At 60.1% G+C, this 12,274-nt stretch carries 11 protein-coding genes, 2 tRNA genes and 3 pseudogenes; 9 read left to right on the forward strand and 7 right to left on the reverse strand.

All coding sequences use genetic code 11. From position 1 onward, the window contains the following. Positions 1-5: 5 nt before the first annotated feature. From gmk to B0G77_RS10275, 4 genes are all read left to right on the forward strand, one after another. Positions 6-689 carry a guanylate kinase gene (gmk, locus tag B0G77_RS10260; protein WP_133662042.1) on the forward strand — a complete coding sequence of 228 codons (684 nt, stop codon included), beginning with the start codon at positions 6-8 and terminating at the stop codon, positions 687-689. Between the two features lie 59 nt (positions 690-748). Then, the gene (gene rpoZ / locus B0G77_RS10265; RefSeq protein ID WP_006025620.1) at positions 749-952 is read left to right on the forward strand and encodes a DNA-directed RNA polymerase subunit omega; all 204 of its coding nucleotides are present in this window, start codon (positions 749-751) and stop codon (positions 950-952) included. A gap of 93 nt (positions 953-1,045) precedes the next feature. Then, positions 1,046-3,412 carry a bifunctional (p)ppGpp synthetase/guanosine-3',5'-bis(diphosphate) 3'-pyrophosphohydrolase gene (locus tag B0G77_RS10270; RefSeq protein WP_133662043.1) on the forward strand — a complete coding sequence of 789 codons (2,367 nt, stop codon included), beginning with the start codon at positions 1,046-1,048 and terminating at the stop codon, positions 3,410-3,412. Between the two features lie 212 nt (positions 3,413-3,624). After that, positions 3,625-4,113: a phage protein NinX family protein gene (locus B0G77_RS10275; protein ID WP_133662044.1), complete on the forward strand. Its 489-nt coding sequence runs from the start codon at positions 3,625-3,627 to the stop codon at positions 4,111-4,113. 105 nt (positions 4,114-4,218) lie between these two features. Here the strand turns inward: B0G77_RS10275 and B0G77_RS10280 are convergent. Both B0G77_RS10280 and B0G77_RS10285 read right to left on the reverse strand, forming a co-directional pair. Further along, a tRNA-Arg gene (locus tag B0G77_RS10280) sits at positions 4,219-4,295 on the reverse strand. Between the two features lie 80 nt (positions 4,296-4,375). Next, positions 4,376-4,452: transfer RNA gene (locus B0G77_RS10285), tRNA-Arg, on the reverse strand. Positions 4,453-4,567: 115 nt separating this feature from the next. Between B0G77_RS10285 and greB the strand changes: the two genes are divergently transcribed. After that, positions 4,568-5,137, forward strand: coding sequence for a transcription elongation factor GreB (gene greB, locus B0G77_RS10290; protein ID WP_133662045.1), 570 nt, complete (start codon positions 4,568-4,570; stop codon positions 5,135-5,137). Between the two features lie 406 nt (positions 5,138-5,543). On the opposite strand, the gene B0G77_RS10300 is transcribed toward greB, so the two are convergent. Together B0G77_RS10300 and B0G77_RS10305 are read right to left on the reverse strand one after the other, a co-directional pair. After that, the gene (locus tag B0G77_RS10300) at positions 5,544-6,683 is read right to left on the reverse strand and encodes a porin (protein ID WP_133662046.1); all 1,140 of its coding nucleotides are present in this window, start codon (positions 6,681-6,683) and stop codon (positions 5,544-5,546) included. A 534-nt stretch (positions 6,684-7,217) separates the two neighbouring features. Beyond that, positions 7,218-7,463: a hypothetical protein gene (locus B0G77_RS10305; RefSeq protein ID WP_133662047.1), complete on the reverse strand. Its 246-nt coding sequence runs from the start codon at positions 7,461-7,463 to the stop codon at positions 7,218-7,220. Between the two features lie 405 nt (positions 7,464-7,868). On the opposite strand from B0G77_RS10305, the gene B0G77_RS10310 reads away from it, so the two are divergent. Both B0G77_RS10310 and B0G77_RS10315 read left to right on the forward strand, forming a co-directional pair. Continuing rightward, positions 7,869-8,072, forward strand: coding sequence for a cold-shock protein (locus tag B0G77_RS10310; protein WP_133662048.1), 204 nt, complete (start codon positions 7,869-7,871; stop codon positions 8,070-8,072). Between the two features lie 392 nt (positions 8,073-8,464). Then, positions 8,465-9,633, forward strand: a pseudogene (locus B0G77_RS10315) (exonuclease domain-containing protein). Here B0G77_RS10315 and B0G77_RS10320 read toward each other — a convergent pair. Both B0G77_RS10320 and B0G77_RS43115 read right to left on the reverse strand, forming a co-directional pair. Continuing rightward, positions 9,630-10,217, reverse strand: coding sequence for a chorismate mutase (locus B0G77_RS10320; RefSeq protein ID WP_243751114.1), 588 nt, complete (start codon positions 10,215-10,217; stop codon positions 9,630-9,632). The pseudogene B0G77_RS10315 and the gene B0G77_RS10320 sit on opposite strands and share 4 nt — an antisense overlap. A gap of 234 nt (positions 10,218-10,451) precedes the next feature. Continuing rightward, a complete protein-coding gene (locus tag B0G77_RS43115; RefSeq protein ID WP_166656131.1) occupies positions 10,452-10,601 on the reverse strand; it encodes a hypothetical protein in 150 nt (49 codons plus the stop codon). Positions 10,602-10,824: 223 nt separating this feature from the next. Between B0G77_RS43115 and B0G77_RS10325 the strand changes: the two are divergent. After that, positions 10,825-11,212, forward strand: a pseudogene (locus B0G77_RS10325) (DUF2946 domain-containing protein). Between the two features lie 65 nt (positions 11,213-11,277). Here B0G77_RS10325 and B0G77_RS43120 read toward each other — a convergent pair. Next, a complete protein-coding gene (locus B0G77_RS43120) occupies positions 11,278-11,427 on the reverse strand; it encodes a hypothetical protein (protein WP_166656132.1) in 150 nt (49 codons plus the stop codon). Between B0G77_RS43120 and B0G77_RS44155 the strand changes: the two are divergent. Beyond that, positions 11,357-12,271, forward strand: a pseudogene (locus B0G77_RS44155) (TonB-dependent receptor); the annotation flags it as partial. The gene B0G77_RS43120 and the pseudogene B0G77_RS44155 overlap by 71 nt on opposite strands. Between the last annotated feature and the right edge of the window lie 3 nt (positions 12,272-12,274).

A 12,274-nucleotide genomic window follows, 5' to 3' on the forward strand; every position in this document is an offset into this window, starting at 1 on the left:
AGCCCATGACCGGCCAGACACGCGAAGGCCACGCGCCACGCAACCCTTATTCCGGAGCTTATCCGGGCAACCTGTTCATGGTCGTCGCGCCATCGGGCGCGGGCAAGTCGACGCTCGTGAACGCACTGCTTGCGAAAGACCCGGCAATCCGTCTGTCGATCTCGTACACGACGCGCCCGCCGCGGCCGAAGGAACAGGATGGTCAGCACTATCATTTCACGACCGTCGACGATTTCCTCACCCGCCACGCGCAAGGCGAGTTTCTCGAAAGCGCGGAAGTGCATGGCAACTACTATGCGACTTCGCGCCTGTGGATCGAAGAGCAGATGAAGGCAGGCCACGACGTGCTGCTCGAAATCGACTGGCAGGGCGCGCAGCAGGTGAAGAAGCAGTTCCACAATGCCGTGGAAATCTTCATCCTGCCGCCATCGCTCGATGCGCTCGAAGAGCGTCTGAAGAAGCGCGGCCAGGACGAGCCGAACGTGATTACGCGACGCCTGCTGGCAGCCGGCAGCGAGATGGCGCACGCAGCCGAAGCCGAGTATGTGGTGATCAACGAGAACTTCGATCGCGCACTGGCCGATTTGCAATGTCTCGTCGCCGCGACGCGCTCGCGCTTCGCTTCGCAGTACGCCCGGCACACGGATCTTTTCGTGCAGCTTGGCATCCATCTGCCGCACGCCAGCTGACGGCGGGGTGACCGGCACATAAGGTAGAATAAGCAACATACTGAGAAGGAATTTCCAACATGGCCCGCATTACCGTCGAAGACTGTCTGAAACAGATCCCGAATCGTTTCGAACTGGCGCTTGCCGCAACCTATCGCGCGCGTCAGCTCGCACAAGGTCATACGCCGAAGATCGAAAGCCGCGACAAGCCCACCGTCGTCGCGCTGCGTGAAATCGCGGCCGGCCAGGTCGGCGTCGAAATGCTGAAGAAGGTGCCTGTCTAAGGCCCATCTGCATCTGTTTTCGATTGCCATGTAATTGAAGCAACGCGTGCAGACCGGCGTTCAACCCACGAGTAATCCAACACGGAGGCGAAAATGAGCACTACCCCGTCGCCTGCCACTTCGGACGTGGAACACGACGCGCAGGATAGCGATTCGCCTTCGTCTGCACGCAAGTACATCGACGCGGTTCTCGAACAGTCGTTTCGTCATCTGTTCGGGCCGACCGCCACGCCGGAGCAGCCGCGCCGGCATGACGTCGTTTCGATCGCGAAGCTGACGTCCGCGCTTGCCGAATACCTCGCGCCGGAAGAGATCAAGGACGTCAAGGCGGCCTTTCATTTCGGCGACGAGGCTCATCTCGGCCAGTATCGCCAGAGCGGCGAACCTTACATCACCCATCCTGTCGCCGTCGCGGAAATCTGCGCCAGCTGGATGCTCGACGCCCAGTCGATCATGGCGGCGCTGCTGCATGACGTGATGGAAGACCAGGGCGTGACCAAGGCGGAACTCGCCGAGCGCTTCGGCGCCAAGGTTGCGGAACTGGTCGATGGGTTGTCGAAACTCGACAAGATGGAGTTTCGTAACCGCGAGGAGGCGCAGGCGGAAAATTTCCGCAAGATGCTGCTCGCGATGGCGCGCGACGTGCGCGTGATTCTGGTGAAGCTCGCGGACCGGTTGCACAACATGCGCACGCTGGGCGCGGTGCCGTCGGAAAAGCGCCGCCGCGTGGCGCGCGAGACGCTGGATATCTACGCGCCGATCGCGCACCGGCTCGGTCTGAACAATACCTATCGCGAGCTGCAGGACCTGAGCTTCGCGAACTTCAATCCGCATCGGTACGCGACGCTCGAAAAGGCCGTGAAGGCCGCGCGCGGCAACCGGCGCGAAGTGGTCGGCAAGATTCTGGAATCGGTGCAGCGGGCAATTGCCGACGCGAAGATCGACGCCGAAGTCACCGGCCGCGAAAAAACCATCTTCAGCATCTACAAGAAGATGCGCGACAAGCAGCTGTCGTTCTCTCAGGTGCTCGACGTGTATGGCTTCCGTGTCGTCGTCGATAGCGCGCTGGAGTGCTACACCTGCATTGGCGCGCTGCATGCGCTCTACAAGCCCGTGCCGGGCAAGTTCAAGGATTACATCGCGATTCCGAAGGTCAACGGCTATCAGTCGTTGCACACTACGCTAGTGGGCCCGTTTGGCGCGCCGATCGAGTTCCAGGTGCGCACGCGCAAGATGCACGAGATCGCGGAAGCGGGCGTTGCCGCGCACTGGCTGTACAAGAACGGTGGCGCGGATCTGAACGATGTACAAAAGCGCGCGCACCAGTGGCTGAAGTCGCTGCTCGACATCCAGAGCGAAGCGGGCGATTCCAGCGAATTCCTCGAACACGTGAAGATCGATCTGTTCCCGGATGCGGTGTACGTGTTCACGCCGAAGTCGAAGATCATGGCGCTGCCGCGCGGCGCGACTGCACTCGACTTCGCGTATTCGATCCACAGCGACCTGGGCAACCAGTGCGTCGCGGTGAAGATCAACAATGAACTGTTGCCGCTGCGCACCGAACTGAAGAGTGGCGACATCGTCGAAGTGATCACCGCGCCGTATTCGAAGCCGAATCCGGCGTGGCTCGGTTTTGTGCGGACCGGCAAGGCACGCTCGGCGATCCGTCACTATCTGAAGACGATGCGGCTCAATGAGTCGGTGCAACTCGGCGAGCGGCTCGTCGATCAGGCGCTGAAGGGCTACAGCCTTGCGCTGTCGGATGTGACCCCCGAGGTCTGGGAGAAACTGGTTCTGTGGACGGGCAACAAGAACCGTCAGGAAATTTTCGCGGATATCGGCCTCGGCCGGCGTGTCGCTGCGGTGATGGCCAAGCGCATCGAAGTGCTGATGAGCGGCCGCGACGCCGATGATGACAGTCCGCGCCCGGAATCCACGTCGCATGCGCCGCCTGTCGTGATCACGGGCACCGAGGGCATGTCGGTGCAACTGTCTGCCTGCTGCCGTCCGATTCCGGGCGACGACATCATGGGCTACATCGGCATCGGCCTCGGCATGGCGATTCACACGACCGATTGCCGCGTCGCGCAACGCATCCATCGCCGCGATCCGGGCCGCTGGATCGACGTCGCGTGGGCGCCGCAGCCGGGTCGCCTGTTCGATGTCGCGGTGAAGGTACTGGTGAAGAACACGAAAGGCGTGTTCGCTCGCGTCGCCGCGGACATCACCTCCGCCGACGCCAATATCGTCCACATCGCGATGGACGAGGACCTGTCGCAGGAATCGACGGTGCTCCGCTTCGTGATCCAGGTCAGTGATCGTCTGCATCTCGCCAACGTCATGCGCCGGGTACGCACGAATCCGGACGTGATGCGCATCGCACGCGAACGGCCGAGCGAGGAAGGTCACCATCGTCACGAGGGCGGCATGCGGATCGATCGGGAGCGTGCCGACTACTGACGCGTAGTCGGGCGCTCGTGTTGCGTGCCTGCGGCGCGGACAATATGTCCGTCGGGTACGGAGAATGTCTGAGCCGATCCACGGGCGCTAACGATTCGCCTGAGTTTGCCTGAGTTTGCCGATCAATGCTCGCCGTCTTCATTCCGTCCGGCGCATTTTTTCGCTGCTTTGCAGCACCCCGACGCTCTTCAACTCGCCCTGGAGTGAACCCGATGAACGTAGCTGATCTGACCGGCGTTGCACTCGACTACTGGGTGGCCCGTAGCCTGCATGACTTCGTGCGTGAAATCCACTTTACCGACAGCGGCCGGACAGTCGCGATCCGCGGCAGCGACCGAGGGCGTCCATGGGACGGCCGTTTTACGCCTTCGACGTCGTGGGAAGCTGCGGCGGTCGTGCTGGAGCGGGCGCAGCGACTGGAGCTAAGCGAACGCGTACACCCAGGCGTGGTGCATTGCGTTGCTGCCTTCGAGGGAGGGCATCGGACGGTGGAAGGGCGTGGCGAGTCGTTGAGAACTGCCTTGCTGCGGGCGTTTGTAGCGAGTCGCTTCGGCGACGCCGTTCCGGACGTGCTGCGCCAGTCGCAATCGCTGGTTGGCACGCGGGCAGAGCCGATTGGTGAGCAGAGAGCGTCAACTTCGTTCGAAGACCCGCCGTCGCCCGATGGCCGGATCGGCGATATTCAGTCTGCGCCGCGCTGAGTCCCGCTTGTGCCGCCGGGTTTGGTTCGACGATGGGCCACAGGGAGGAAAATCTGCGCCGCAAAAGACAAAGGGCCTTCCGGATGGAAGGCCCTTCTTCAAAGCTGGCGCGGCTGGCAGGATTCGAACCCACGACCCCTTGGTTCGTAGCCAAGTACTCTATCCAACTGAGCTACAGCCGCACGCAAAACCGGTACTGCTTACAATCTGGCAAAACTCTTCGAAACGAAAGGGCCTTCCCGGAAGAAGGCCCTCGAATAAGTGGTGCGGCTGGCAGGATTCGAACCCACGACCCCTTGGTTCGTAGCCAAGTACTCTATCCAACTGAGCTACAGCCGCACGCAGAACCGGGATTATAGCAAAGCTTCAAAAAAAGGGAAGCGACAAACGCGGATTTGTCCCATTATTCTGATATGTACCCTTGATGGACGGGCGTTTGCCGCGTTGATGCACCATGAACAAAGCTTTTGTCAAAGAATCGACCGAGGATCAGGACGACGATCTCGACTTCGCACAGCCCGAGATACCTGCGGGCACCAAGAACTACATTACACACGCTGGCTACCGGCGTCTGCGTGACGAACTGCTGCATCTGATCGACGAGGAGCGGCCGGAGGTGGTGAAGCTGGTGTCATGGGCTGCATCGAACGGCGACCGCTCGGAAAACGGCGATTACATCTATGGCAAACGGCGTCTGCGCGAAATAGACCGGCGCATCCGTTTTCTGACGAAGCGACTCGATCTGGCAGAGGTCGTGGACAGCAGCAAGCAGGAGAATGTCGATCAGGTATTCTTCGGCGCGACCGTGGACTACGCGACGCAGGATGGCGAAGTGCATACCGTGACAATCGTCGGCGTAGACGAGGTTGACCTGGATCGCGGTCATGTGAGCTGGATCTCGCCAGTAGCGCGGGCTTTGCTGAAGGCGCGGATCGGAGATCAGGTGACGCTGCACACGCCGGCTGGCGCGGAACCGATCGACGTACTCGACGTGCGGTATCCGCCTGCGGAGGCCGCAGCGTAAAGCAGCATCAAGGTTTGAAGGGCCGGGCTTCGGTGTCGGCGGGCGCATGCCTGTCCGTGCGGAGCAGCGCGCGAACCTGATCGAGCAGGCCTGAGTGGTAGATCCATCGCTCGCCGTCCGCTTGATCCACCGAATCGCGTCCAGTACGGCTCTGGCGTCGGCTGTTGGCTGGCCGGTGGTCTTTGTTGCGGGCGACGGGAACAGACGACTGACCACGTTCCATTGGTCGTTGGATAACCGGTCTTTCTGATCTGGGCTTGTCACACCGCGGCTCCTCAGGTGGCTTGCACGACACCTGTCTGACGGAGGACCGTCCCATCGTGTCGCTGCCCGAATGTGGACGCCGGGAACAATAAAAAAGACGCCGCAAGCGGCGCCTTTTGATTCTGCGGATACTGCCTGCAGCTTAGAAGCGGTGACGCAGACCGGCCGTCACAGCAACCTGGTTGTTCGTCGACGAAGCAGCGCTCGAACCCAGACCGTTGATGTTTGCATCGATGCCCGAACCTTCGTTCACGCGCTGGTAGACGCCTTGCAGGTACACGTCCGTGCGCTTCGACAGCGCGTAGGCGGTTTGCAGGTTGAACTGGTTGTAGTTCGGACGGACACCTTCCAGGCTTGCGCGCGTGTACGTATACGCAGCAGCCACGCTCAGGGCCGGCGTCAGGGCGTAGCGGCCATTGACTTCAAAGTTCTGGAAGCGGGCGCTGTTGCTCGGCAGGGCGCTGAGCGATGCACGGCCGCTAGCCGACGGGTTGATGCCCGTCAGGCCGTTCAGGTTGGTTTGCGTGTACACGAAGCCAGCCGTTGCCGGACCAAATGCGTAGTTCACGCCAGCGCCCCACGTCTGTTGACGGTTAGCCGCGAACGTGGCGTCGCCCGACACTGCGCCCGACGTGTTCGTCGAACCGCCGCCGTTCAGTTGCAGGTATGCCGCTGCGAAGTTCAGGCCGCCCCACGTGTACGAAGCACCGGCGCTGTATGCGCGGTTGTTCGCGAAGCTACCTGCGTCGTTCGAGAAGCCGTACATGCCGCCGAACTTGAAGCCGGCGTAGTTCACGCTTTGGTACTTGACCGAATTGTTGACGCGGAACGAGTTGTTCAGGTTGTCGTTATCGAACGGGTGCGCGAACTGCGTGCCGCCGTATTGCGTGCCGGTCAGTGCCAGCGGACCGACGTAGTCAACCATGCTGTCGTATTGACGGCCGAGCGTAACCGCACCGAAGTCATTGCTTGCCAGGCCAACGAATGCCTGACGGCCGAACAGGCGGCTGTTTTGCTTCAGTGTGCCGTCGTTGATGCCGAAGCCGTTTTCCAACGTGAAGATAGCCTTCAGACCGCCGCCGAGATCTTCAGCGCCACGCAGGCCGAAACGGCTGCCGTTCACCGAGCCGCTCGTCATTTGCCAGTTGGCGCCGTGGCCGCCCTGATTGTTCGTGTAGGTGATGCCGGCGTCGATCAGGCCGTACAGCGTGACGCTGCTTTGCGCGTGAGCAGCCGTAGCAAAAACGCCCGACAGGGCCGCGACCATGAGTGTCTTTTTCATCTTTGTAGCTCCGAGAACAGGATGGGTTTTGGAAACCCAGGCTTCAGGGAAACAATCACGCAACGCTGCGAGAGGCGAAATTCACGTGAAAACGCGCCAATACAATCAGCGCGTTCGTTTCCAGACAGCGCAGTGTAGAGACGTGCTCAGGGGGCAGACATTCCGAAAACCGCAATAGAGTATTACGCGATCGGAAATGATGGGGAGTTGCGCCTGGAGCCTTACTGGTAACGGCTTCGGCGAGTTCGGCGGGGGTGGCGAGGGTGATGTCAACCTTACGGTGTTGCGCAATTACTACAACACATAATGCATAAATACGACGCAGGATTCGGTTTCGGGATGATTATTGTTGTTTATGAAATAGATGGTTGCAGTTACTGTTGCCAATCGTCAGGCCACTGGGCGCTATACTAAAAGTTCTGCTTTCCAAAGCAGACTTTTTCGTTGACGAAAAAGATCTCCAAACCTTTGTCGGCGCGGCCTTCCAGCCGCGCTTTTTTTTTGCCCCTCGCGTTCAGGGGCATGATTACCCTGCTAGCCGTCGCTGGCTGTCGGGTTTGCAGCGGCCAGCTCGAAGCCGGAGGACACGCTCCAATCTTCCATTACGTAGTGTCGGGCGTCCATAGGGGAAGACAGCAGGTTCTGCCAGTGATCGCCATGCCACATGGGATCGAACTCAAATGCAGATGTCGCCTTCTCAGGCTCAGCGCCGGATGATGCCGTTGACTCACGAGAATGAAAAAGCCAGCTGGTCAGGCGGCCGAACTCACCAAGAAACATGACAATCTCCCGTTGCGTACTGCTGTTTCGCATCTTGATGTGAATGCATTACATGAACAACCAGTATAAACACTTACGAAAGACACTCTTTGTTACATATATGGTAAATATTTCCTGTATCGCTGAAACAAACTCGTCCGAACGTAATGTTGACCTGTTTGAATGGCTTGCGCGGTTTTAACCAGGCAGTCACTCCATATTGGTTTATCGTAAAATTCGCCGGGTTGCCTCGAAGAATTCGCTTGACGGCCGCTCTTTGTTCCCCGTATAACGGCAATGCTGAATTTCGAGTGCCGTGCGTTATGCTGAATAGCGCTTTCGCGCACTTTCAGTAATGGAATGCAGTATCGCAATCAGCATAAGGGCGTTGCCCGTTTTGATTAAAATCTCGAGGGAAACTGGAATATGGAAACCGGTATCGTCAAATGGTTCAACGATGCTAAAGGCTTTGGCTTCATTACGTCGGATACGGGCGGCGAAGATCTGTTCGCGCATTTCTCGGAAATTCGCGCGGAAGGCTTCAAGTCGTTGAAGGAAAATCAGCGCGTATCGTTTGAGGTGAAAGCGGGTCCGAAGGGCAAGCAGGCGGCAAATATCCGTCCGCTGTAAGGCGGCGCTCGCCGCGCGGCCTCGCTGCGGCAGCCGAAAAAGCCCTCGACAGATCGAGGGCCTTTTTGTGATTGTAAAAGAGCGCGCGGACGTATCAGAGGCGGTAAAGGCGCCTTCGCCTGTGTTTTTTCAGATCGGTGCGGTTAAGGGCATACGGCGAGCCGGCGTTATCCTTCAAATGCTGGGCATTATTCTGGCAGCTGTATTGATAAACCGGACGTCGTTGGGGTAGTTTAAATAACAATATAATCTTGATCTCCGGTATATGATTATTAATCCGGACGAGTGTCTGGTGTTAATCTCCGCGGCTCCACAAAAACTTCGCCCCTGGCTCCTGCCTGGGTGGTAACTGGTGCATACTTGCCCAAAGTCACGCCGGAACCGCATTTCTCATGTCTCAACAGTTTTTGCCGACCCCGGCAATTGACGTACCCATTGCATTCGTCGACCTGGAAACCACAGGTGGATCAACCAGCGAGCACGCATCACCGAGGTCGGCGTCGTTGAAGTAGGGCCGCAAGGTGTTTCCCGGTGGAGCACATTGCTCGATCCACAGCAACCTATTCCGCCTTTCATCCAGCAGCTCACCGGCATCACTGATGCAATGGTCCGCGGCGCGCCCACGTTCGAAGCGATCGCGCCGACGCTGCTCGAGCGTCTGAAGGGCAAGCTGTTCGTCGCGCACAATGCCAGTTTCGACCGCGGGTTTTTGCGCGGCGAATTTGCCCGCGTCGGCATGTCGTTCAATCCGGATGTGTTGTGCACAGTACGGTTGTCGAGGGCCTTGTTCCCGGCCGAAAAGCGGCACGGCCTCGACGCGCTGGTCGAGCGCCACGCGCTCGTCCCGTCCGACCGGCACCGTGCGCTCGCCGACGCCGATCTGTTGTGGCAGTTCTGGCAGCGCCTGCATGGCCTCGTGCCACTTGATGTGCTGCGTGCGCAGATTGAGCGGACAACGCGTTATTTCCAGCTTGCAGGCGATATCACCGAGGATCTGCTCGACACCGCGCCGGTCGGCTGCGGCGTCTATGTGTTTTACGGGGAAGAGGATCTGCCGCTCTACGTCGGACGCAGTGTGCGGGTGCGTCAGCGAGTACGGGCGCATCTGACTGCCGAACGGCGCTCGGCAAAGGACATGCGCCTCGCGCAGCAGGTGCGGCGGGTGGAATGGCTCGCGACAGGCGGTGAACTGGGCGCGCTGCTCGCCGAGGCGCAATGGATCTCGACGCTGCGTCCGCTTCACAACCGTGCGCCGCGCGTCGGAAGAGGCGACCCGATGGACGCGCCGTGGCCGTTCGCTGGACCGGTCGCCTTTGAAGAGCGCGATGCCGAACTGCGGACGGCCGTTTTTCACGTCGTCCACCGGTGGCAATACCTCGGCAGCGAGTCGTCCGTGGAGGAAGCTGAGACCCTGCTTGTGCCTGGTATCGCCGGCGCGTTTGAGCTGTCGACGTACCGGATCCTGCAAACCCATCTGGCCCGCGGCCTTCAGGCGACGCCGCTGAGCGCGCCGGCGAGCGCAGCGTTGCCAACCGTCGCAGGTGCTGGGAGCGTCGCTTAACCGGTCGCGCCTACTCCACCCGATTCGCAGACGTGGCCGAGCGCGTGCGTGAGCGCGCTCGAATGTGCGGCGTCGTAGCGGGTCAACGATTTCCAGTTCGCGATACCCTGCGCCACCCGCGACGGGCAATCCGCTGCGGTGCGCAATGGCTGCACGCGCGCGAGTCCGGCCACCATCGCCTGCGTCAAACGGTCAAGCTGAGGTCGAGTACTCGTGGCCAGATCGGGTGCTGCGCCCGTGGGCGGCTGGCCGTTGCGCCACGCTTCGAACAGCGCGTTTTGCACCTCCTTGCTCGCATCGATCTGATCCTGAAAGAACGCTCGTGCGAATGCCGGGTCGACATCGAGCGCGCTCGCGCGTTTTGCTACGTCGGCAAGCAGGGCGTTTTCGCGCGGCGTGTCGGTAACGTCCTGGTGATTCGCCCACTTATAGCGGGCGACAGGCTCAGCCAGTGCGAGACGCTGCGAGGCAAGTGCGATGAGGTTGGTGAGGGCGGTATCGTCACCGTCGGCGGATGCGGGAAGCGGATTGACGGCAAGCACAGTCGCAATCGCCGCGGCGCATAGCGCGCCAGCGCTAGTCATGAGTTTCATGGGCAAGGGACTTGGCCAGATGGCGGCAACAGGAAAAGCAGAAGAATAGACCAGGTACTGCATATCGGCAGCAGGCAGGCAACGCTACAGCTGCCGAATCCTGCCGGATTCAGCGATGCTCAGGCGATCGACGCCCGCACACGCGTGTTCAACGCAATGCCTCCACGCGACCAGCATCACCACGCCGGCATCGCGGAGTTTCGCGAAACGTCACAAGCACCAACGTTACTTCTGCTCGCACGACTTGCGTTGTTCGTCGAAAAACGCGCGGACGTGCTCCGGCAGTTCAGCCCCGAGGAACTCAACGCCTGAGGGTTCCGGATCCGGACACATTACCTTGTCGGGGGTCGGAATTCTTGGCGGTTTGTTATCCATGATCTTCTCCTTTACGAATCGATTATCTGCCTCGGTCCTCGTTTAACACCAGTGCTGCGAAGCTGCGCTATCGGTTTCGTCGTTTCATTGTTGCTTTAACGGCACACTACTGTTCGTTTTGATAGCGCTTGAATAGAATTTAACGATTGCCTGCAATTCACCTTATAGATACCGCGTTATCGGACGCTTGCTGTACTGCGCGCTCACTTTTCCCTGAGACGCGATGAAACGTTCGACGACGCGCTGGATCGGCCTCGTATGGCTGGCGCTGGTACTCAATGTACTGGCGCCCGTCATCGGCTATGCGCGCATCGCAACCGCGCAGGGTCCGCTCACCGTCGAGCTGCCACGACGGCGGCGCACAGAATGTCGTCCTCGATCTCAATGGAGACAACAAGGACGACGGCGCCTCCGCGCCTCATCGCGTCGCTCCGCACTGTGTCTACTGCCCGGGCTTCGCCGAGAACTTCGCGCTCGGCTCGAGTTTTCCGCTACTTGCCGCACCAGTCTCAACACCTGCCTACGTGCGGGTATTCGAGGTCGCGCCGGTTTTTGTGCGGCGCAGCGTGCGCGTCGCGCAACCACGCGCCCCGCCTGTGACGCTGATCTGAAGCTCTTTGCCCGTCCGTGCGCTGCGCCTCTCGCGGCGCACGGAACGTCGCTGCACGTTCCTCACTCACGCCTTTAACGCCATTGAGCGCAGGCGTTGGTGTTCGTCGTGCGCGATGTCTTCGATCAAGTTTTCATGATTCTTCATGCGCATCGCATTCGCTGCGCTGTCCGCGCGTCGACCGCTTTCGGTCGCATACGCGGCGGCGTTCGCCATTCAAACTGCGTGGGGCGAACAGACAGCCCCTGATTTTTTAATAACGAGTGATTCCGCTATCCCGTTGACGAGCGCGAATACTTTGCAGGCAGTTACGGTTAATGCCGCACGTTCGGCATTTGCACCGGATACGCCAGCCGTCGTTGAAACGATCAATCGTTCGAAAATCGACGCTCGCAATATCGTCAATACCGAAGGCGCCTTGAAGTACGCGCCCAATCCGATGGTGCGCAAGCGCTTCATCGGCGATCGCAATTCAGTTTTGGCCGGCCGCCATTTCAACGAGCTGCAAAGCGCTCGCGGTCTCGTGTATGCCGACGGGCTGCTGCTGTCGAACCTGCTCGGCTCGACCGTGCAGATCACGACGAGGAAGCCAGAGAAGCTCGAGGCGTCGCTGGACACGCAGTTTTTCACGCAGCGTTACAACGACCCGTACGGTTTTGCAAAAAGCTTCGGCGGCAATCGTCAGTCGGCGCGGCTCGCAGACCGCATCGGCCGCTTCTGGTATTCGTTGACACTCGACCGGCTCGAGAACGACAGCCAGCCGCTGCAGTACGCGAGTCCGAATAGCACGTATGACCCGAAGCTCGGGCCGGCGGTGCCCGTCACGGGTGCGGCGCGCGACTTCGGACCGAACGGCCTGGCACGCGTGATCGTCGGCCCGCAGATGTTGGAGCGCACGCAGCAACTGAGCGAAACGGTGCGGATGGGCTACGCGTTCACCGACCGCGTCGACGCGATGCTCACGCTCGGTCACTGGGAAAACCACTATAAGGACCGCCCGCAGACGTTCCTGCGGGACGCGGCGGGCAGCCCCGTGTACACCGGCAATGTGTCGATCGGACGC

Source organism: Paraburkholderia sp. BL10I2N1, assembly GCF_004361815.1.
GTDB lineage: Bacteria > Pseudomonadota > Gammaproteobacteria > Burkholderiales > Burkholderiaceae > Paraburkholderia.

Bases quoted from the DNA above. Each gene is read 5' to 3' on its own strand.
- B0G77_RS43120 (WP_166656132.1), bottom strand. From the start codon at position 11,427: ATGGCGAACGCCGCCGCGTATGCGACCGAAAGCGGTCGACGCGCGGAC.
- rpoZ (WP_006025620.1), top strand. From the start codon at position 749: ATGGCCCGCATTACCGTCGAAGACTGTCTGAAACAGATCCCGAATCGT.
- B0G77_RS10310 (WP_133662048.1), top strand. From the start codon at position 7,869: ATGGAAACCGGTATCGTCAAATGGTTCAACGATGCTAAAGGCTTTGGC.
- B0G77_RS10305 (WP_133662047.1), bottom strand. From the start codon at position 7,463: ATGTTTCTTGGTGAGTTCGGCCGCCTGACCAGCTGGCTTTTTCATTCT.
- greB (WP_133662045.1), top strand. From the start codon at position 4,568: ATGAACAAAGCTTTTGTCAAAGAATCGACCGAGGATCAGGACGACGAT.
- B0G77_RS43115 (WP_166656131.1), bottom strand. From the start codon at position 10,601: ATGGATAACAAACCGCCAAGAATTCCGACCCCCGACAAGGTAATGTGT.
- B0G77_RS10275 (WP_133662044.1), top strand. From the start codon at position 3,625: ATGAACGTAGCTGATCTGACCGGCGTTGCACTCGACTACTGGGTGGCC.
- gmk (WP_133662042.1), top strand. From the start codon at position 6: ATGACCGGCCAGACACGCGAAGGCCACGCGCCACGCAACCCTTATTCC.
- B0G77_RS10270 (WP_133662043.1), top strand. From the start codon at position 1,046: ATGAGCACTACCCCGTCGCCTGCCACTTCGGACGTGGAACACGACGCG.
- B0G77_RS10320 (WP_243751114.1), bottom strand. From the start codon at position 10,217: ATGACTAGCGCTGGCGCGCTATGCGCCGCGGCGATTGCGACTGTGCTT.
- B0G77_RS10300 (WP_133662046.1), bottom strand. From the start codon at position 6,683: ATGAAAAAGACACTCATGGTCGCGGCCCTGTCGGGCGTTTTTGCTACG.